17 protein-coding genes are annotated in these 20,847 nt (G+C 39.3%); 12 read left to right on the top strand and 5 right to left on the bottom strand.

Annotation, left to right across the window (positions count from 1 at the left end):
* Positions 1 to 170: 170 nt before the first annotated feature.
* The 4 genes from IM475_RS00480 to IM475_RS00465 all read left to right on the top strand — a co-directional run bounded on the left by IM475_RS00480 (position 171) and on the right by IM475_RS00465 (position 6,525).
* Positions 171 to 701, top strand: coding sequence for a chemotaxis protein CheW (locus tag IM475_RS00480; protein WP_287726272.1), 531 nt, complete (start codon positions 171 to 173; stop codon positions 699 to 701).
* A 93-nt stretch (positions 702 to 794) separates the two neighbouring features.
* Positions 795 to 3,455, top strand: coding sequence for a methyl-accepting chemotaxis protein (locus tag IM475_RS00475; protein ID WP_287726271.1), 2,661 nt, complete (start codon positions 795 to 797; stop codon positions 3,453 to 3,455).
* Positions 3,456 to 3,528: 73 nt separating this feature from the next.
* On the top strand, positions 3,529 to 4,740 hold the full coding sequence (locus tag IM475_RS00470; RefSeq protein ID WP_287726270.1) for a glycosyltransferase: 1,212 nt from the start codon (positions 3,529 to 3,531) through the stop codon (positions 4,738 to 4,740).
* Positions 4,741 to 5,187: 447 nt separating this feature from the next.
* Complete coding sequence (locus IM475_RS00465) at positions 5,188 to 6,525, top strand: AAA-like domain-containing protein (RefSeq protein WP_287726269.1); 1,338 nt, start codon at positions 5,188 to 5,190, stop codon at positions 6,523 to 6,525.
* A 21-nt stretch (positions 6,526 to 6,546) separates the two neighbouring features.
* On the opposite strand, the gene IM475_RS00460 is transcribed toward IM475_RS00465, so the two are convergent.
* From IM475_RS00460 to IM475_RS00450, 3 genes are all read right to left on the bottom strand, one after another.
* Positions 6,547 to 12,333, bottom strand: a complete 5,787-nt coding sequence (locus IM475_RS00460) for an AAA family ATPase (RefSeq protein WP_287726268.1) — start codon at positions 12,331 to 12,333, stop codon at positions 6,547 to 6,549.
* A gap of 87 nt (positions 12,334 to 12,420) precedes the next feature.
* Positions 12,421 to 13,026: a hypothetical protein gene (locus IM475_RS00455; RefSeq protein WP_287726266.1), complete on the bottom strand. Its 606-nt coding sequence runs from the start codon at positions 13,024 to 13,026 to the stop codon at positions 12,421 to 12,423.
* Between the two features lie 81 nt (positions 13,027 to 13,107).
* The gene (locus tag IM475_RS00450) at positions 13,108 to 14,196 is read right to left on the bottom strand and encodes an amidohydrolase family protein (RefSeq protein ID WP_287726264.1); all 1,089 of its coding nucleotides are present in this window, start codon (positions 14,194 to 14,196) and stop codon (positions 13,108 to 13,110) included.
* A 306-nt stretch (positions 14,197 to 14,502) separates the two neighbouring features.
* On the opposite strand from IM475_RS00450, the gene IM475_RS00445 reads away from it, so the two are divergent.
* Positions 14,503 to 14,757 carry a BrnA antitoxin family protein gene (locus IM475_RS00445; RefSeq protein ID WP_287726263.1) on the top strand — a complete coding sequence of 85 codons (255 nt, stop codon included), beginning with the start codon at positions 14,503 to 14,505 and terminating at the stop codon, positions 14,755 to 14,757.
* Positions 14,758 to 14,845: 88 nt separating this feature from the next.
* Here IM475_RS00445 and IM475_RS00440 read toward each other — a convergent pair whose 3' ends face one another.
* Together IM475_RS00440 and IM475_RS00435 are read right to left on the bottom strand one after the other, a co-directional pair.
* Positions 14,846 to 15,061, bottom strand: a complete 216-nt coding sequence (locus tag IM475_RS00440) for a hypothetical protein (protein ID WP_287660698.1) — start codon at positions 15,059 to 15,061, stop codon at positions 14,846 to 14,848.
* Positions 15,058 to 15,381, bottom strand: coding sequence for a DUF4258 domain-containing protein (locus tag IM475_RS00435; RefSeq protein ID WP_016516510.1), 324 nt, complete (start codon positions 15,379 to 15,381; stop codon positions 15,058 to 15,060). The genes IM475_RS00440 and IM475_RS00435 overlap by 4 nt, the downstream gene beginning before the upstream one ends.
* A gap of 507 nt (positions 15,382 to 15,888) precedes the next feature.
* Between IM475_RS00435 and IM475_RS00430 the strand changes: the two genes are divergently transcribed.
* The 7 genes from IM475_RS00430 to IM475_RS00400 all read left to right on the top strand — a co-directional run bounded on the left by IM475_RS00430 (position 15,889) and on the right by IM475_RS00400 (position 20,770).
* Positions 15,889 to 17,037, top strand: a complete 1,149-nt coding sequence (locus IM475_RS00430; RefSeq protein ID WP_353737425.1) for an HBL/NHE enterotoxin family protein — start codon at positions 15,889 to 15,891, stop codon at positions 17,035 to 17,037.
* 44 nt (positions 17,038 to 17,081) lie between these two features.
* On the top strand, positions 17,082 to 18,254 hold the full coding sequence (locus tag IM475_RS00425) for an HBL/NHE enterotoxin family protein (RefSeq protein WP_287726262.1): 1,173 nt from the start codon (positions 17,082 to 17,084) through the stop codon (positions 18,252 to 18,254).
* A gap of 317 nt (positions 18,255 to 18,571) precedes the next feature.
* Entirely contained in the window at positions 18,572 to 19,393 is an 822-nt protein-coding gene (locus tag IM475_RS00420; protein ID WP_287726260.1) for an HBL/NHE enterotoxin family protein, read from the top strand.
* Positions 19,394 to 19,463: 70 nt separating this feature from the next.
* Positions 19,464 to 19,613: a hypothetical protein gene (locus tag IM475_RS00415; RefSeq protein ID WP_287726258.1), complete on the top strand. Its 150-nt coding sequence runs from the start codon at positions 19,464 to 19,466 to the stop codon at positions 19,611 to 19,613.
* Position 19,614: 1 nt separating this feature from the next.
* Positions 19,615 to 19,902, top strand: a complete 288-nt coding sequence (locus tag IM475_RS00410; RefSeq protein WP_287726256.1) for a BrnT family toxin — start codon at positions 19,615 to 19,617, stop codon at positions 19,900 to 19,902.
* Positions 19,880 to 20,152: a hypothetical protein gene (locus IM475_RS00405; RefSeq protein WP_002799473.1), complete on the top strand. Its 273-nt coding sequence runs from the start codon at positions 19,880 to 19,882 to the stop codon at positions 20,150 to 20,152. The genes IM475_RS00410 and IM475_RS00405 overlap by 23 nt, the downstream gene beginning before the upstream one ends.
* Positions 20,153 to 20,488: 336 nt before the next feature.
* Positions 20,489 to 20,770 (top strand): type II toxin-antitoxin system Phd/YefM family antitoxin, encoded by a 282-nt coding sequence (locus tag IM475_RS00400; protein ID WP_287726255.1) that lies wholly within the window; start codon positions 20,489 to 20,491, stop codon positions 20,768 to 20,770.
* The last annotated feature ends 77 nt before the right edge of the window (positions 20,771 to 20,847 follow it).

Below are 20,847 nucleotides of genomic sequence, written 5' to 3'. Positions count from 1 at the left end.
AGGGATTAAGTAGCGTGGGGCGCACGCAAACTTTAAACGCTTCGGGAGAGATTCCCTCTTGGTTGGTTGGAGAAATCCTGCTTACTAACGGAGACTCAATGAACGAAGAATCCCCGTCTCTTTAGAGCGGGGAGCGTCAACGAACTATTAGTTGCAAGAGAACAAAACAAATGCTTAACGACGCCGATTTTTTTGCTGGTGACGCTCAAAATATCGCCCCCGACACTCAGGAATTACAAACTCCCGTCGGTGAACTGCACTTGCGATTTTATCTACCCTCTCAGGACGAGTTTGCCCTTAGTGCTGTGGGCATTTGCGAGGTAATACAGCAACCACTCGATCGCATTACCCCAATTCCCAATGCTTCACCCTTGCTCCTCGGTGCGATCAATCTCCGGGGTCAAGTGATCTGGGTGGCGGATCTCGGTCAATTTTTGGGGGATAATAGCCGCTTAAATACCGATCGATCCGAAATTCCCGTAATTGTGATCGAAGAACAAGAAACGATCCTCGGTTTAGCGGTGCAACGTTTGGGAGATATGGAATGGCTCGACCCAGATCAACTAGGTAGTGCCGTCAGTATTCCCGATCAGATTGCCCCCTATGTGCGGGGGGAGTGGATTCTGGGCCAAGAATCAAAAAAAACCTTAAGACTACTCGATCATCTGGCCATACTCCATTCTACCCGTTGGGCGGCTTAAAACCTCAAAAAAATAGCAGAATAGCATTTATAGCAATTATTTCTTGAAACTACTAACTACTTGATCACTTTATCTTTACTAGGGGAGGGGCAAATGCCGTCAGGGAAAGAATATGCGAAACTCTATGGAAAGGCTAACACCGCCTATTGCCAGGGCAACCTTGAGGATGCCGCCGTCATTGTCAAAGACATGATCGGCAAGTATCCCAATGATCCCAACGTCCTGCTTTTACAGGGACACATTTATGTAGGACTACAACAATACAGCTTGGCCGAGGGACGTTACGAAAAAGTGCTGGAATTGGCTAAAAATTCTGCCAATTTCTTTGATCTGGTAGATTATGCTCGACGGGGTCTCGATCAGATTCAGCAATTGCGTTTTGAAGCCGAGGATGGAGATTTTATGATCGCTGCTGCGGAAAGCATTGCCTACAGCGAGGCAGCTTTCGATCCCAGTCAAGGTTTCAGCAATTCTTTGTCTGGGCGGTCGCAAGCGGCTGATCCCGATCGGCAAAATGAGGCAATCGACTGGGATAGTGGTCTTTTCAATGAGGAGGATCTGGGGGAGCCTACGGCGGGTACAGTCGATTCCTATGGCGATGATTTTGGGGAATCGGAGGAAACCGCCTTTAGTTCCCTTATCCTGGCCGATTCAGTCTCTCACAGTTCCCATTTGTCCGGCGATTCTGGGGATGGAGAACCCCCTTTCCCCTTTTTAGAAGCAGCGGAGATTGACTCGCTGCAGGAAGGGTGGGGCGGTGGGTTAGGGTCAACGAGAGAAACCACTTTTACGGCTTCCTCTGACTGGCGGGAAAATCCCGTCACTGGGAGAGAGGGGTTATCCTATCTCGATACCCCAGAAACAAGCACTTTTGCCACTGATCCAGACCCAACCCACCGACAAGGGGCGAAAACTGACCTTAATCAGGGCATAGTCACTCAAAAAAGCTACGAGGAGGAAGAAACCAGAGATTTTAGGGAACCAAAACTCAATAATGAGGATTTAGACGGTTTTTCCCAACTGTATCTGACGGATATAGCCGAAGAACTGGGGGAATCGGAGCTATTTACCCCTTCGGGAGAGGAAGCTGTAACTGCTGGTTTTGTCCCCGAACCCAGTGCGCGCCTTAATCCCAGTTCTGCTGTGGGAGAGCCTAGTTTTCATCCTTCTCGTCTAGAAATCCCCGATGACAAAAAAGATAGTCATCTTGGCCCTGTTTCCGAGCGCCTGCTCCAGCCAGTGGTGGAAGTCAATCCGGGCAAATTAGGCTTTTTTGTCAATGCTTCTTTAGGCAAAAAACAACTAATCCTAGCGGCTTTAGCGGGTATTACCCCTGTAATCTTAATTTTTGCCGTTAGTACCACCTCTTGGCTATTTTCTCTATCGGCTGCCAAACCGGGCCCGAATAGCAAGGAAAAAACCGAAAAAGTTGCCCCGAAACCGGCCCCAGCCAGCCTTTCCCCTTTCAGTCAACTGGTACTAACCGAGATGTTATTAACTGGACTGGGAGCTTTTGCCCTGACTTGGCTAGGTTTACAGTTGCTCATTAGTCAGATTAAGCGGAGTCTCGACGATCTGCAAAGCCAATTCGCTCATCTCTCGGAAGGTAATTTTAACGCTAAAGCGACGATCTACTCGGAAGATGAATTCGGTCAATTGGCCAATCGTTTCAATCAGATGGCCCAGGTGGTGGTAACTACCACCACGGAGGCCCAACGCCGCGCCGCCGAAACGGAAAGGGGACGGGAAGACCTACAACGGCAAGTGATTCGACTTCTCGATGATGTGGAAGGAGCGGCTCGGGGGGATCTGACCGTGGAAGCGGAGGTGAGCGCCGATCTTTTAGGAGCGGTGGCCGATGCTTTTAATTTGACTATCCAAAACCTGCGCGAAATTGTCCGACAGGTGAAAAAAGCGGCAAAACAGGTGAATCAAGCCAGTACCAATAGTGAATCTTTCGCCCGCAATCAGTCTAGCGATGCCCTGCGGATGGCGGAGGAATTGGCCGTCACCCTTAATTCGGTACAGATGATGACCGACTCAATTCAACGGGTGGCAGAAAACGCCAGAGAAGCCGAAGAAGTCGCCCGCACTTCCTCGATTACCGCCCTGAAGGGGGGTGATTCCGTGGAAAGAACCGTGGCGGGAATTCTGCAAATCCGCGACACCGTATCAGAAACGGCGCGAAAAGTCAAGCGTTTGGCGGAAGCTTCCCAGGAAATCTCGAAAATTGTCGCGGTAGTCTCTCAGATTGCCTCGCGGACTAATTTATTGGCTCTTAATGCCTCGATTCAAGCGGCGCGAGCGGGAGAGGCGGGCCGCGGTTTTGCGGTTGTGGCCGATGAGGTGCGTCAGTTGGCCGATAGAGCTGCTAAATCTCTTAAGGAAATTGAACAGATCGTTGTACAGATTCAATCAGAAACGGGTTCGGTAATGATGGCGATGGAGGAAGGGATTCAACAGGTTATCGATGTCACCGAGCGCTCGGAACAGGCGAAGAAGTCCCTAGAAGATATTATCCAAGTTTCTAACCGCATCGATACGCTGGTGCGCTCGATTACCGCCGATACGGTCAAACAACGGGAAAATTCTCTCAATGTCGCCCAAGTTATGGAGTCGGTGGAGTTAACCGCTCAGGAAACTTCCCAAGAATCCCAACGGGTGGCGGTTTCCTTGCAAAAATTGGTTAGTATCTCCCGAGGGCTGCTTTCTTCGGTAGAACGGTTTAAGGTAGACTCGGAAGATGATCGATAATCGGTGAGCGGTAATCGGTGGGTTATTGATTAGCCGCTATCCCTCAAGATTGACCGCTAGAGTGAGTAAAGTTATGCCTAAACTTAGTTTCTGCATGATTGTCAAAAATGAAGCCGAAAATCTCCGGCGCTGTTTGGACAGCGTTAAAGGGGTGGTGGATGAGATGATCGTTATGGATACGGGTTCGACCGATGATACGATTGCTATTGCTAAAAGTTACGATGCTATAGTTCCTAGCTACGATTGGCGGGGTAATTTTTCCGATGCCAGAAATGAGGCTTTAAAATATGTTACTGGCGATTGGATTTTAGTTCTTGATGCCGATGAGGAATTAAATCCCGCTATCGTACCGCAAATGCGTCGGGCGCTCGAAAAAGAGGAAAATTTAGTGATTAATTTAATCCGCCATGAAATCGGAGCCGTACAATCACCCTATTCTCTAATTTCGCGGCTATTTCGCCGACATCCTCAGGTCACTTTTACCCGACCCTATCACTCAATTATTGATGATAATGTGGCCATTTTATTAAAAAAAGAGCCTGATTGGAAAATAGTTGAACTGCCAGAAATTGCTATCTTTCACTACGGTTACACCGTCGATAAAATAGCCAGCTTAGATAAGTTTGAACGGGCAAGAAAAGCGATGGAGGGTTTTTATCAGCAACATCCCCATGATCCCTATGTGTGTAGTAAATTGGGAGGGTTATATCTAAAGATTGGCAGGGATAAAGAGGGTTTTAAGCTGCTCAAACACGGTTTAAAATGCCATGGATCTAATCCGCATATTTTATACGAGTTATATTATCATCTCGCTAATTATTATTATTCAGTGGAGGAATTTAAGCAATCAGGCGATCATTTTGTTAAAGCAATTAAGCAGCCAATTTTAGATAAATTAAAACTGGGTGCTTATAATAATTTCGGTGGGTTATTGTACGAAGCAGAAAAATACGAAGCTGCCTTATCTGTCTTTGAGAAAACCGTAGAAATTGATCCTAGTTATGCCGATGGTTACTATAATTTAGGACTGGTTCTCAAACAACTGCACCGGCTACCAGAATCGATTAAAGCTTATAAAAAAGCTCTCCAGTTAAACCCCGATAATCCCACTATTTACCAAAATCTAGGGGTGGCTTATATAGCTTTCGGTAGTTATAATGAGGCGATCAAGATTTGGCAAAAAGGCCTACAATTATTGAAAGATCAGGGTAATGTATCTCGCGCTGAAATGCTGCAAGAAACCCTAGAAGCTCTGGGAGCAAGTGTATTGAAGGATGAACAGTAACTGTTCACCGTTGTTGGCAAGATTGGGAGCAGCCACTGTACTAAAATTACCAATTAGGCAGTTGAAATGCAGTACATCTGATTGCTAAAACCCTGTCTAGTCAACTCCTGTGAGGATTTTTCCGAACTAATTGTTAATAGGATTATCGAGGGGTTAGACGCGGAAGACTTAGGGGTTTTGATAGAAATGATCAAGAGATAATTGCTGCCGTGTAATTGACTTTGACAAGAAATGCTATAATTTCCTAGCAAGAGGGGAATTGAATCCCTCTCAGGGCTGCCATCGCACAATTTTGTCGGTTGCTGGTTCTCGTCAGCTTGTTTGTCAAATATACCAATTCTAGTTTGAATCGGTGCTGTTATGTCAAGATTCAGGCTTTCTGGCTGCAACGGAACTGAAAAATCAAATAATCTATTCCATCAAATCTTCTTACCTTAGACAAAAATAATGAAATTCGAGGAAATCCAAGAGATTCTTAATCGGCAACTGCTCAAGCTTGAGAATCGCTGTCTCAATGACACAGAACAATTATTATTGCGAGGACTTTGGCAGAAAAAGAACTATCAAGAAATTGCCCAAGAAAACGGTTATAGTAGCGGCTATCTTGCCAATGTAGTTGCCCCAGGACTCTATGATAGAGTCTCGCAACTGATCGGAGAACCGATCAATAAGAAAAATTTTTTATCTAGACTACAATCTCATTTTACCAACTCTAAATCGCCTCAGTATCACAGTAGGGAATATCCCAAAAATGAGCGGCCAGAATACCCAGATGCTCCTGTTCCCTATAATTCTTATTATTATCTAAAACGAACAAAACTTGAAGCAAAAATTATCGAGGAAATCGGACAATCTGGGGCGTTAGTACGCATTAAAGCTCCCAAAAAATGGGGGAAAACGTCTTTATTATTAACAATTTTAGAGGCTTGTCAACAGCAATTCGGTTATCAAATTGTTAGTTTAGATTTACAAAAAGCAGACCAAGACATCATAGCAAATTTTAACAAGTTCTTACGCTGGATCTGCCGTAATTGCGCTCGGCAGTTGAATTTAGAAGCCAAATTAGATGATTATTGGGATGAAGATATAGGAATTAAAATGAGTTGGACAATTTATTTTGAAGAGTATATTTTACGAGAGATAAAACAGCCACTGGTATTGGCTTTAGACGAAGTGCATCGAGTCTTTGAACATCCGAAAGTAGCAGAAGATTTTTTACCTTTAATCAGAGCTTGTTATGAAGAATCTAAGCGATCTCCCCTGTGGCAGAAATTACGTTTAATTATTGTTCAATCCACAGAATCTTATGTTTCTCTGCGATTAGAACAGTCTCCTTTTAATGTGGGATTACCCATAGAGTTACAGGGTTTTGGTCAAGAACAAGTGGCAGAATTGGCAAAAAAATATCAATTAAATGAATTAGCAACCAACGAAATTCAACAATTGATCGACTTAGTGGGGGGACATCCTGCCTTGATTCATTTAGCGATTTATCATCTTAGCCAAGAGCAAATCACGATGCCAGATTTAATCAAATCAGCAACTACATCAACGGGGATTTATTCCTCTCATTTACAGCTTCACTGGGTCACTTTACAAAAACAACCCGAACTTGCCGATGTTTTTGAACAGATTTGTCAAGGTAATCAACCAATAATAGTCGATCCAATTATTGCTTATAAACTTAATAGTATGGGTTTAATTAAACTCAGAGAAAATAAAGCAATTGTCAGTTGTCAGTTGTATCAAAAGTACTTTATAAGTCAATATACTGGTTCAGTATAAATAAATTTTTGAACCATGGTATTAAGACAGTGATCGCTCAAGCCAATCATTATTAAATATCGTCTGATAAATCCGATTATGAACGTCAATTTTCCCATGGCGTTTTACCACTAATCCAGATAAAAATAACTCAGGTAAATAGGGATTGTTATCAATCTGTATTGCTTCTTGATGCAGAATTTGTCGATACAAGGTTAATAATTGGGTTCGGTTTGGACTTTGAAGAAGGCGATCTTGAATGGTTTTTAAATGTTCGGGTTGATCCTGCATCTCCCAATCTTGAATAATTTTTTCTGCTACTAAGTTGGCCAACCATTGTTCTTCTTGATTAGAGGGGATTGGTTGCTCACTATCCCGCATCAGTTGACAGAGTTTTTGAGTTAAGAAAGGTTGCCCTCCCGTCCAGCTTAAGACTTGTTTGAGCATTGTCTGAAGATTACTGACTTTTTCTGTTAACCCATATAATAAAGGTTGGGCTTCGTGTTCTTTAAAACTTGCTAATTCAATAGCGTTACCAATATTAAAAGGTGTTTTCTGGGGGTCAGTAATTAAAGCTGAAGGTGTGGTAGCACCAAAAAAGGCAAAAGTTAGCTCTTGAAATTGAGGTTGAATCGCTCTCTGGTTATAAAAAGAACGAATTAAAGCAAAAAAGTCAGAGACACCAAATTTTAACCCTAAAATGCTATCAATTTCATCAATAAATATAACAGTCGATTGTCTAGATTGCCGCTGATTAAAATCGTTATTAACTAGAAGAAAATTTTCTATAAATTGTCCTAATCGTTGTACAAGAGGCAGGTCTAATTGTTCACTCCACCAAGCTTTAAAAGTTTTCAATTCTTTGATTAATCCAAAACTGCGGAGCAGATCAACGGCTAATCCTTTATACCATTGTTCAGGGTTAATATTGTCTGTTCCTAGCCGAGTTAAGTCAATTACTGCACATCTAATTCCCTCCTTTTGTAATTGACCCATCATGCGTACCATTAAGCTAGATTTTCCCATTTGACGTGCATTTAAAACATAGCAAAATAGACCTTGTTTGAGAGCTTTATAAAGATTGCGATCAGCTTGTCGAACGACATAATTCGGCGCATCCATCGGTAAACTTCCCCCCACTTGATAGACAAATTTGGAAGGTTGTTCAGCACTTTTAAGCAGGTCATTTTCAAAGATAAGTTCTGCTTGAGTTGCTTTCAGTACCTCTAAAGTATTTGTGAGTTCTTTTGTCCGTTCTTCTACTCTTTGTTCTAAGGTTTGATAGAGTCTTGAGTTATCAATAGAGATAGCGGCTTGAGCCGCTAGAATATTTAATAGTTCAACTCTTTCTGAGGTAAATGCGCCTGTTGTTAAATTATTTTCTAAATAAACAATTCCTTTTAATTGACCTTGATTGAGTAAAGGAGTACAAAGAATGGATTTAGTTTTTTGAGCCACAATATAATAATCATTAGTAAATTTACCTTCAGATGTGGCATCATTTAAAACGATAGTTTCTTTTGTCCGAGCGACATAGTAAATAATACTGGTGGGTAAGATAGGAATTGAATGATCATAGTCGATAGATTCTATGGGAATCGGCTGTAAGATATTAAGCGTTTCTTGATCAATTGTTCCTTGAGCTTCAATGACCCAATTTCCTTCCTGTTCTAAAATCAGACAACTTTTCTGCGCTCCTGCATTTTCAATGACAATTTTCATTAAATTTGTTAGGAGATTTTCCAGTTTAATTTCTCCAGAAATTGCTTGCGAAGCTTTGAGAATAGTGGTTAAATCAAGAACTGCTCCATCATTACCAGTAGTTGAAATGGTGGTACTCAGTCCTTTAGATTTGTTTTGATTGCTGATGCCTAATAAATATTGAGGGTATTCTTCTTCTAATTGTTTAACTTTGGCCTTTGCACCCCAACGAATGTAACAATGATAGGCATTTCTGAGATATAGTTTACCAATTTCTTCTCTACCTAAAGTAAAATAAAATTCAGAGGCACGTTCATAGGCTAAAGCCTCTTCATGGATAAATTCATATTTCTTGGCTCCTTGAATTGCTTTTTCATAAAATTCTTGAGCTTTCCAGTTTTGACCCAAGACTCTGGCTTTTTCTGCTTCGACTAAATAATATTTATGTTGAAAGTTTTCAGGACAGTGACTAGCATAATTCTTCAGGTAGTTTAAATTTCTATTAATTTGTTTGAATAATTCTTTTTGTTGGTCTCTATTACAACTAGGATAATAGGCAAGATGAGAAAGGGAGAAGAAAAAAATATGGTGTGGTTTGCAGATATATCCGACAATCGCCATCACATACTTATCTGCATACTGACTATTATTAAAAGCCTCGACATAATCTTTTAAAAAATAATTAATAAACATTTTGCCAAAATAGTAAATAAACAACAACCATTGATGATTATTTTGGATAAAATCTTCTATATACTGTACTTCTTGATCTTGGGATTGACCAATTAAAATAAAATATTTAGGTTGATCAATACAGATCAGATTAACAACCATATTGCTGCATATTTCTATATAGTTACGAGAATAATCAAGGTTGAGAGATTGAATTAATTGGCTATATTTGTTATAATCTTGGTCTAATTCTTCTAAATTACATCCTCCGAAAAATTTAATTAAGCAATAATCTAAAGCCAGATAAGAAACATATTCATTATTCCCCACATTGACAAGTTTTTGTAAACTATTCAGTAATTGTTCTAAGATTATTTTTTGATTAATATGCTCTTTCCAATACATAATACAGCCATAATACTCATGAATAATAAAAGGCTCTATTTTAGTAATATTATCTCGTTCTAAGAGTGCCATAGATAGTTGGCCAAACTGATAACCAAAATCCAAGTCTTCTATAATTCCACATAAAAGCACTCCGTAGAGACTATAAGTAGCGGCGGCCTGAGGAGGATTGTTATAATTAAGGCAAAAATTAAGCTGAATTAATACAACTTCAACAAATAATGCAAAATTGGTTGTCGCTAAAGCAGTTGTAACCTTTTGCATTACTGAAATAGCAGCAAGCTTATAAGGATCGGTCATTTTCGGTAAGTCAACTAAGTCTTCAACTTTTTTATCTTGTAATAGTAATTTCAAGGATTTGGTTTGTTGCTTAATTTTATTTTTGATTTTTCTCTCAGTCACACATTTTTGATTTTGGTCAATCTTGATTCCCAATTGTTCTAAAGCAATAAGTGCGACCTTAATAGCTATATCTGGCTGAAATTGAGCGTAATAGGACAAGATTTCTAGTTCATAAATTTTGACTCTATCAAGAATGTTAGTCACTTTTTCTAAAACATCTGTAGATAGCTCTTTCATGCGCTCCCACTGTGTATTCTGGTAGAGAGTTTCTAAAAATTCTATCTGAATTTCTAACGTTAACTGGTATTGATTTTCCCAGCTATTATTCCCTAACAATGCTAAACTTTCTTCTAAAAATCTTAAGGCAACTCCATAAGCAGTTGAAACTTTTGCTTTTTTCGCCGCTTGAAGATTTAATTTAGCTAACTCATTTTTTTCTGATTGTTTAGTGATTAAAGTAGCACCTTTATGAAAGTGATTAACAATATCAAAAAGGTGATTGTGTAAATCATCTTCTTGAATATTTTTGAGGAGGAGACGGCCAATCTCTAGATGAACTTCTCTTTTTTCTTCCTCGGAGATAAGAGAATAAGAAGCTTGTTGTACTCGATCATGTAAAAATTTATAACAGACAGATAAAGAATTTTCAGCACGGTTGTTTGATAATTCTTCTAAATCTAACAGCAAAGGAACTTTATAGTTATTGTCTAGGGGAATAATCAAGCCCATATCAAGGGCAGACTGTAATTCTCTAGCCGTGAGAATTTGAGATTTCTGGTTGAGCAGAGCCAGAATTTTTAAGTTAAATTCATGGCCAATACAAGCAGCTAATTTGATAACCTGTTGAGTTTTATCATCTATTTTTTTGATTTTATTGACCATCAATTCAATGACATTATCGGTGAGGGAGACCCTTTCAATTTGTTTTATATCCCATTGCCAATAACCTTGGGGATTATCTTCTGAGTTTAAAAAAGATTGACCGATGTTAAGTCTTAATAACTTTTCTTGGTATAAGGAATAGAGAAGTTGACTGAGGAAAAAAGGATTTCCATTTGTTTTTTTGAAAATTAATTTAGCTAAAGGTTTTGTCAATTCTGTTGAACAAATCATGGTATCAGCAATTAATTGATTAACATGATTTATTTTTAGGGGTTTAAGGATAATTGGGTTAATTGTGACTTTTGCTTGCTGAATTTTTTCTAAAGTCCGTCTTAGTGGATGAGTTGAACTGACTTCATTATCTCGATAAGCCCCTATCAAGAGACAATACCGAATATCTGTATCTGAAATTAATTGTTCAATTAAATTCAAAGAAGGTAAATCTGCCCATTGTAAATCATCAATAAAAATAACTAATGGATGCTCTTTTGTTAAAAAGACATTCATAAATCTTTTAAAGACTCTATGAAATCGATTTTGATTTTTAGTTTTACTAAGTGTTTCAACGGGATGCTGTTGTCCAATGATTTTGGCAACTTCGGGGATTATATCAATAATAATTTGTCCATTACCATCTAAAGCTTCTAACAATTTTGTTTTCCAGTTTTGTAGGATAACTTCCGGTTCACTCAAAACTGTATATATTAAGTCTTGAAAAGCTTTAGCAATGGCTGAATAAGGGATATCTCCCTGTAATTGCTCAAATTTACCCCGAATAAACTGGCCTTTTTGTTCTGTAATCGGTTTGTGAATTTCATTGACTAAAGCAGTCTTGCCAATGCCTGAATAACCAGAAATGAGAATTATTTCTTTTGTTCCCTGAATAACTCGCTCAAATGTTGTCAACAGTTGAGTAATTTCTTGTTCTCGGCCATAAAGTTTTTGGGGAATCTGAAACTTTTCAAAAATATCCAGTTTTCCGAGAGAAAAGGGCAATATTTTTCCTTGAGACTGTAACTGGTTCAAGCAGGTTTCTAAATCTGCTTTGATTCCCCAAGCACTTTGATATCTTTCTTCTGGCGTTTTCGCTAATAATTTGATAACTATATTAGAAATTGCTAAGGGAATATCTGAGGTGATTTCATGAGGGGGTAAGGGATGTTGTGCGATATGGCAATGAACTAACTCCATTGGGTCAGTTGTTGCAAATGGAAGTTTATTAGTTAAAAGTTCATAAAAAGTTACCCCCAGACTATAAAAATCACTACGATAATCGAGTTTTCGATTGATTCTTCCGGTTTGTTCTGGGGCAATATAAGCTAATGTTCCTTCTAATTGATAGGGAGAACAAAAGGTTTGAATTTCTTGAGATAAATGAGTAGCAATTCCAAAATCAATAATTTTAAGTTTTTGAGTTTGCCGATCATAAACAATGTTAGATGGATTAATATCTTTGTGAATAATATTAGCGTTATGAATGGCAGCTAATCCCTCTGTTATCTGAATGGCAATGATTAAAAATTCTTCTGGACTTAATTGACATTGAGATAATAATAAATCTAAAGACTGCCCACCAAAATCTTCCAAAAACATGACTAAACTATTCTCATGTCTTTGTAAATCATAGGACTTAATGGTATTATCTACCTTTAAAGAGGAAGTAATTTCATATTCCTGTTTGTAGCGTGTAAGGTCTGAAACACTTGGATAATTTTCTTTAAGAATTTTCAGAATAGTAGGTTGATTATCTGGCTGTGTAGTTCCTCGATAAACTAACGTTTTGTTACTTTCATATATTTTTTCAAGGATCTGATAGTTAGTCACCATAATATTTTAACCCAGTAAGCCACAGGATAAGCCCATGTTTAAAGTTTAACACTTATTCTATGGCTAGGCTAGGTCTTAGGTATTTAATTAGCTACAAGTTGTTGGAAGATAAGGAACCGGTGGAAAGGGATCGCTAACTATTTCGTTTGGGTTGTTCACATCTACCTTGCTTGTTAACCATGCACGCGGGACATCATTTAAATTAACATTCTCGGCACTGGGTTTGGGAGGATAGGGCAATGTCATAATAAAGAAAGGCCCTTTTTGTTCTAGAGAAGGTTGAGGAATTTCTTGGAGACTTCCTTCAAAGGTATCCCATTTGACTTGGAGGAGAAAATAGTCGATTTCTTCCTGATCAAAAATTGCTCCAAAACTCTTATCGGGAAACCAAGGTTCTAACAAATCTTCTTTTTTTCCTGTTAGTAAATCTACCATAGCTATATAGGTCGGACTTTGGCGTTGAAAATCATTGTTCTTAAAGTGGAGAAATATCCACCGTATTTGTTCGGAATTTTCATGTTCTAGCCAAGAAATAGCTACGAGTTGAGCCAATTTTTTGCACTGTTTTACAATTCGATTATAATAGTTCTGTGTAGTCTTTACCCCATCTGAATCTGACGCACGGGAAGCTTTATTGGTATCTGTACTAACAACAAAGCTGTGTAATTGCTTGAGACTTTGAGATGTAATCATGAGCAGAAACTCCTTTGATTTGAAGATTTGTTGAAACAATAGAGACGCTAAATGATGGCTAAACTCCGTAAAAAAATTTTGTTAAGAGGCTAAACCATAAAATCGCTGAGGATTTTCCCAAACGATTTTTTTAACTATCTCCCGAGATAAGTTGTCTTCAAGTTCTATAACTTTTTTTACCCCATCAGCCTGATGATCCATGTGAGGATAATCAGACCCGAAGATTAAGTTATCAGAACCGATAAAATCAATGACCTGAGCCAAACAAGGTTCAGAGGGTTCCCCTGCAATGTAACACTGACGGCGGAAATACTCCGATGGTAGTAATTTTACCCGATCTTGGACTTCCCAATGTAAATTTTTATACTCTTCGTCAAGCTTCCATAACCAATAGGGAAGCCAACCACACCCTGACTCTAGAAACGCCACCCTCAGCCTCCGATGACGTTCTAACACCCCCCCTTCAATTAAGGCTAACAGTGCCATCATTTGTTCCATCGGGTGAGAACAAGCATGAAGCGCAAACCGACTATTAAACCGCTCTGCACCAGTGGTAGGTAAGCGGCTATGAGTGCCTTCATGAATTCCTACAGCCATGTCCAAATCCTCGCAGGCCGTCCAAAAGGGTTCATAGGCTGGATCGCTCAAAATTCTGCCTTTAACGGGGTTAGGGCGCAAAAAAACCGCCTTCCAGCCCAAGTTTGCCATGCGGTGTAGCTCTTTTACCATATCTTCGGGATCGTGTTGATTGACTGCAGCGACTCCTTTCAGTCTAGCCGGGTCATAGCTACAATATTCTTCTAATAACCATCTATTATAGGCACGGACAAAAGCCCCCATCACTTCGGCGGGTAGGCTATCAATGGCAAATAACCACAGTCCATAGGTAGGATAAATAAAAGCCCTATCTACCCCCATTTGTACCATTGCTTGAACATGGGACTCTGGGTTATAGCGATTGAGATAAGCATGAGGATGAGCTTGCCTCATCTGCTTATTCCCTTCTGCTTGGACCTGTGGGGAGATTTTTTGACTAATCGGTTCTCCTTTGATTTTCATGTCAGCAGAAGGAGCAAATTCCCTAAATTTAGGTTCTAGGTATTGGCCCCACATTGCGGGGGGTTCAATGACATGGGAATCAGCATCAATAATTTTGTACCCGTTGAGCATAGAGGTTTTTTGGCAATTTTCTACCTAAATTATATTTGATTGGGAAAAAGCGATCGCTTTTTTGCGGCTTTCTTTTCATCCCCTAAAACTGCCTGGATTGATTGGGTTAAACTTGATACAGCACTTTATTAAACTTAACGAATGGAAGCGATTGAATTTAAAATGATTCTTCATCATGGCACAGTTGTCATTCCCCCTGAATATTCCTCTAAGTGGGAAGGTAAGGCGATTCCTGCGATACTTTGCGGGGTGAAGTCATTCCCTTGATTTCTGCTCGTCGTGCTACAAAACAAGAGAGAAAAACTTATGAGAAAGGAATATGATTTTTCTCAAGGAAAACGAGGGACGCTCATTTCCTCTAAGGGAAAAACACGCATTACCATTTATCTAGATGATGAGATTCTAGCTTATTTTCGAGAACAGGCTGAAACCGCAGGAATGGGTTATCAAACCCTAATTAATGAGGCTTTAAAACAATATATCCAATCTCCTTCTGAGCGATCGCTCACTCAGTCCGATTTACGCCGTATTCTTCGGGAAGAATTATCAGCCCTCCAATAATGTTGCTTGTGATAGTTAAAAGTTAGGCGATCGCTGTCTGTTTTCAAGGATTGCGATCGCTTTTTAATTTTTTCTTGTCAAAGTTTAGTTAAACGGTAAGAGGGGTAATTTTGTAAAGATGTGCTAAATGGGAAGCTTTTTGTAGATCACCTTGACGAAGGGCTTCTCGGACATCATCTAATTTTTGAGCGTCTTCTAATGATAAATAGGGCGACCATCCTTCGGGAGTCTCAATCAGTTCTACTTCCACTTCAGCCATGTACTCTCCAATGTGGATGAGTTTAATGTGAGGCTTTTTTGTCATGGTTTTCTCCTTGTAAAATCACTTGACCAACGTGCTGGATCAGGTCTATAGGCAGTGACTAGAACAGCAGGCGATTCGGTATTCTTGGCTATACCCCAAACCACATGAACGGGTTTACCCTGACTATCTTTCTGTAAGACTAGCACACAACGCCCTTTAGGATATTCCGGGTAATCTTCGAGAATGACAGCTTCTCTAATACCCGTTATCACATCCCTTACCAGAATACCGTCATTTGCTAGTTCATCGTAGCCATGGGCTGATATTTTGACTTGCCCACGGGAAAGTAAAGCCAGAACTAATTGGAAGGTTATACTCATCATCCAATAATAGCATCTCCCTACTTAGGGCAGGTGTTTTCTTTGAGGGATAAGCGATCGCTTTTTTGCTGCCTTCTTTTCATCCCCTGAAACCGCTACAAGTCAGAGGGTAAAAGGGTTTTGAGAATTTTAGCCGAATGATTAATTCATTTGTTCTGCTTAAGGAATTAGGGAGTCATACTATAAAGTGACCCGTTGAATCTAATATAAATCTAATATAAATCTCATATAAAAGTTAATATTCTGCTCAAAAAAACCTATTAGAAAAGTATTAACTTTAGAGATTGCCATTACCACAAATAAAACTTATTCTGGTATCAAAGGTGATTGAACAAATCACTTTTAACCCCAAAGACAAGGCATTTTGCTTAAGGCATTATGGCTAACTCGAAAAATTCAGAAATGGATTTTTGAGAGTGTTTTAGGGGTGTAAGGACAAAGAACAGAAAAATTAATTTTGTTCAAAGTCCAATAACTAAGTCAATCACTAAATAAAGGAGACTTCTAATGATGATGACGGTTAACAATGTATTAACCCTTACACAACCACGGAGCAACCCTGTTGCTCCGACGAAAATGAGTGAAGGATTGTCTAACATAAGCACTGCCATGCTGACAACCCAAATATATTCCTCGCTTGTTCTACGGCAGGCAGATTTTGTTGTTAGTGATACTCAAAGCGAAAAGATAAAATCAATCATCAACAACTTAAATCAGAAAGAAAAGGAAGCTAAACATAATGCGAATAATTACTTAAATACAATAACCACTTCCCTGATAGGCGCAATTTCAGGAATTAACGGATATGCAACACAATATTCAACTTTTTCCAAGAGTATTATTGATCTGCTCCCAAATTTCGTAAACGAATCTACCCGTGAGGAGGCAAAAAAACAGATCATCGCTCTGCTAAACCAGTTGGAAACTGCTGCACGAGAAAAACTGAGTTTTGCCCGTAAACTCGCAGAAGAAATTGAGGATTATCAGCAGCGCGTCAAAACAAACGCTGAAAATCTCCAGAAAATAATGGATGAAGCAGATGAGGAAATTGGAACTGACACTGGGGAATTAAGCAAGAAGAAGCGCGAAATTGAAGAAGTTCAGGAAGCAATCAAGGGTGACATTGCAGGAGTTGTTATATCAGCCTTAGCTGTGACTGGCGGTATTATTATTATCGGAGTCGGGGCGTTGGCGACACTGCCAGCAAATGTGAACGCAACATCAGTTATTCTAACAGGTATTGCAATCACTGCCACTGGTACGGTTGGGTTAACAGGATTATCAGAACAACTGGCAAGCAATAATAAAAAACTGGCAAATCTCTACATTGAAGTGGCACAGCTTAATGCAACTTTTGTTATCCTTCAGAATGTGAAAGGTCAAATTCATCCCCTGAGAGAAGCAGTAAATTATCTTGAAGAAAGTGTCAATGATCTCAACACTGAATGGGCAACTACCCTAAAAGGCATCGAAGATTTCAAGGAAATTATTGCGGGGGCAGAACTAGGTGATGTTGCTTATATCGAGTCATCACTTACTCTAGCTGCAAGTGCTTGGAGTTCTGTAGCTGACAGCGTAAAAAAGGTGGAACAAACTTTAACCAGTGTTTCCACAAAAGATATTGAGGATGTCACTACAGTCCCTAATGCAGCTTAAATCCGATATCAACTAAAAATTTGTATTTCAAACAAGGAGAAACAATGACTACTCTAAGATTAATCCAGAAGGCAGCAACGGCTGATAACTCGGCTATCCAAGACCTAAACAGTAACGTTCGAGCTTTCGCATCATCTGGGTTGGTTGTACAAGCTTATTGCACCCAGATAATGCAACAACCCAGTTTTGTGATACCTAACACAGATACCTTAACAAACTTTCCAGATATTAATGGTAATCTGAACATTGCCAGAGGAAATGCGAAACACTATTTGAATACAGTTCAACCGATGATTATTCGTGTCATCAGTGACACTCGTGCCTATTCCACACGATTTAAGAATTTTCAACCCCTAATAATCCAAAAACTGGATGCTTGGCAGAATGGTAACGATCAGGCAAGAACTGAGGCCTTAGCACTTATTAAACCGTTAAAAGATGATGTTGATCTTAAGACTGCTAGTGCCAAGAAGGTCGCCGATGAAATAGGCAATTTTAGAACTAAACTCAATGGGGATATCTCTAATTTCAATACAGCAATAACCCAAGCAACGACATTAATACAAGGAACAAGCGGTGATGGTGGTGTGTTAGCTCATCTTAATGACCAAATATCTAAACTTGATGGGGAAATTGCAGTAGCAGCCGTCGGAGTAGCACTCAGCGGTCTAACTATCATTGGTGGGGGTATATTGATCCTAGTAGGTGGTATTGGAACGCTCTTTACTGGTGGAACAACAGGTCTTCTTGCAAAAGTTGGCGTCGCTGTTGTTGTTACTGGTGTAGCGGGACTGACTAGCGCTTCTGTAGCACTTGCAGAACTCATCTCAAGCAAATCCAATGTACTGCAACAACAACAACAACTCAAGGATAGTGTTATTTTTCTGACCGGTTTGAAATCATCTTTAGAACCGCTCAATAACTTGGCGTCCGAAGCTGCTAATGAGGTCAACAATATGTATAATGCTTGGACGCTTCTCGGTGAAAATCTGGGACAAGTTTCTACATCTCTTGAAAATGCCGATAAATATAGTCAGCTACCCATTACCTTACAACCTAATCTCAATACTGCATACGATCAATGGGATGCAGTGGATGGGAGTATAGCGAACATTGTAAATCAAATGACAGGTGTGAAAGTAAAAACCCCGAAGGATGCGAATGGAAACCTTGTTAGCCTTACTGATACCCTAAACACACTACGGAAAGCAGCCTAAATCTGAAGTCTAGGAAGTAATACCCCAGCCGAGTTCATAAACTTTGTTGTAGGTTCTTCGGTTTGTCTTATGCAATGTCTCTCCCTATAAGGAATGAAACCCTTATAGAGAGAGACATTGCTGCAACTTTTGTCAATTGTTTGCGATCTGGAGCGAACTAATCAATTAAGTCTCTTGCCAGATAAGGATTTAGTCGATTTATGCCCCCTATCGAACCATACCAAGTAACGAAGAACCACTTTGTAGATGATCTCGGCTTATTTTTACTCACCTATATCTGAATCGAATCACTCGTAAAATAACAAAAAGGAGAAAAAATGATCAAGAATCTAATTGACCAAATTGACAATTATGCAAGGATGATTTCTGAAGATCAGAATTTGCCCGAAAGTACATCAATCATTAAGCAACATACTACTCAATTTTCACAGACTTATAAACCTCAATTACAAAACGATATTAGAACAATCCAGAGTTTTGTACAGCAATATGAGACTGTGAAGCCTGATTTGAACTGTAGATTAAGTGCATGGAAAACTGGAGACAAGTCAGCCCTTTTAGTCATACTTGACATATTCAATAAACTCTCTGCTACTCTAAAAGATGTTATTCAAACAAATTACAAAGCTTTTAGTAATATGTCAGAATATCGCAATACTATTCTCGCCGATGAACAAATATTAAATGCCAACGCAAACCAGTTGAACAGTCAATTAGCAGGATTAAAAAGTCACCTAAAGAGCAAGGAGGCAGAACGAAGAACTATCATAGAAAGGCATAGCATACTGGTTGGAATTCTAGGACCTTTGGGCTGGGCATCAGAGGAGTTAGCAAATTTAATCGTGAGGCATAAAACAGTTGAACAAGACATCAGTGATCTAACTCAACAGTCTAACAGCCTTTCTAATCAGACGTTTCAGACAAATTATGCTCTCCAGACAATACAGCAACTTTCATCGACAATGAACACCCTTGAAAATTCTCTCCAAAATATAGTTAACTCACTGACTTTCACTGATAAATACATGGGACAAGCTATTCAGAGTTTGCAGTCAGCAAGTGGAGCAAATATGGAAGTTGTAGTAGAAGCATACCTGAACGCATTAGCAGAACAGATAACCCTTTTCAGCCAAAGCTAATGCGATCGCATCTTCTTCTCGATTGGATTGAAACAACGAAACCCAACAATAATAAAGGTGTGTTACTGCGGTGACATACCTTTTACCTATCAGCAGCGATCGCTTATATATCTCTCTATTGGTCAAACTTTGGCAAGACGCGATCGCACAGGAAAAATTGTTATTAGGCCATCAGGATATGCTACAATGCGGGATATTTCAGTTGGCAAAGTGGCAATGATTTGGAACTAGCATTTGAATGGGATAAACAGAAAGCAAAAATAAATCAAAGAAAACATAACATTTCTTTTGAAGAAGCATCCACCGTATTTGATGATCCCTTAGCTGTAAATTTCGATGATCCTGACCATTCTACAGGAGAGAATCCCTATCTTATAATAGGTTTATCAGATCAAAGTAAATTTCTATTTGTTTCTTATACGGATCGTGATCATAAAATTCGTTTAATTAGTGCAAGATTAGTTACACCCAAAGAAAGGAGATATTATGAACGAGAAAATCCAAGATGAATTAGAAGATGACTTGCGAGAAGAATATGATTTAAGTCAACTTAAAAATCCTGTTCGCGGAAAATATTACCAACAGTATCGGGAAGGTCATAGCGTTACTATTCATCATGAAGATGGAACAAAAACGGTTGAACATTTTCCAGCGCAAAATGATGTAATTATTCTTGATCCTGATGTTAAAAAGTATTTTCCTAATTCGGAATCCGTTAATGCTACTTTAAGAAGTTTAATTAAATTAATTCCTCAATAATAGTGCGATGCCTACGGCACTGCATAGCAGCACGCCGCTCTTGTCGGTTGGGTTGAGGCAACAAAACCCAACAATATTTTATTTAAGGTGTGTTACTTCGGTGACATACCTTTTATCTATCAGTCATCAGGAGAGCTTATTTATTTTCTGCTTAGATCAGTTAAAATTGAGGAATGATCGGCCTAGAAATTGGGTTTATCTTCGTACTTAACCTTAACATGAGAGTGTAGGTTGGGTTTCACTATCGTTCAACCCAACCGTATTTTATCTATTCCTTGCTGAGATTCAGTTAAAATTGTAGCGTTATCACCATGAGTTAGATAGAACCCAACATCCATGATCATCTCTCTCAAAGAAGCCCAGGCTAAACTCCCCGAACTGATTGACAATCTCAAACTGGGGGAAGAATTGTTAATCACCGACAACAATCGTCCAATTGCCCAATTAATCGGGCCAATACCCATACCGCCCCAACGCTTGGGACCCGGACTATGTCAAGGAATGATTACCATCGTAGCTGATGGCGAAGAACATTGGCAAGATTTTTTGAAAACGGTTCTTCCGAACTTACACTGTAGAAAAGTCCCCAAGCTCCCTCTCTGTCCAGCAATGTTCTAAAGTTGATAAATATCAATCTAACAAAAACTCAAAGCCTTATTGTACAAGCTTTACAAGCATAAGTTGTTGATAGTTTT

It is taken from the genome of Microcystis sp. M061S2 (genome assembly GCF_020245605.1).
Classification (GTDB): Bacteria; Cyanobacteriota; Cyanobacteriia; order Cyanobacteriales; family Microcystaceae; genus Microcystis.
The sequence above is the reverse complement of the archived record's forward strand: the minus strand, read 5'-3'. Positions and strand labels throughout refer to the sequence as shown.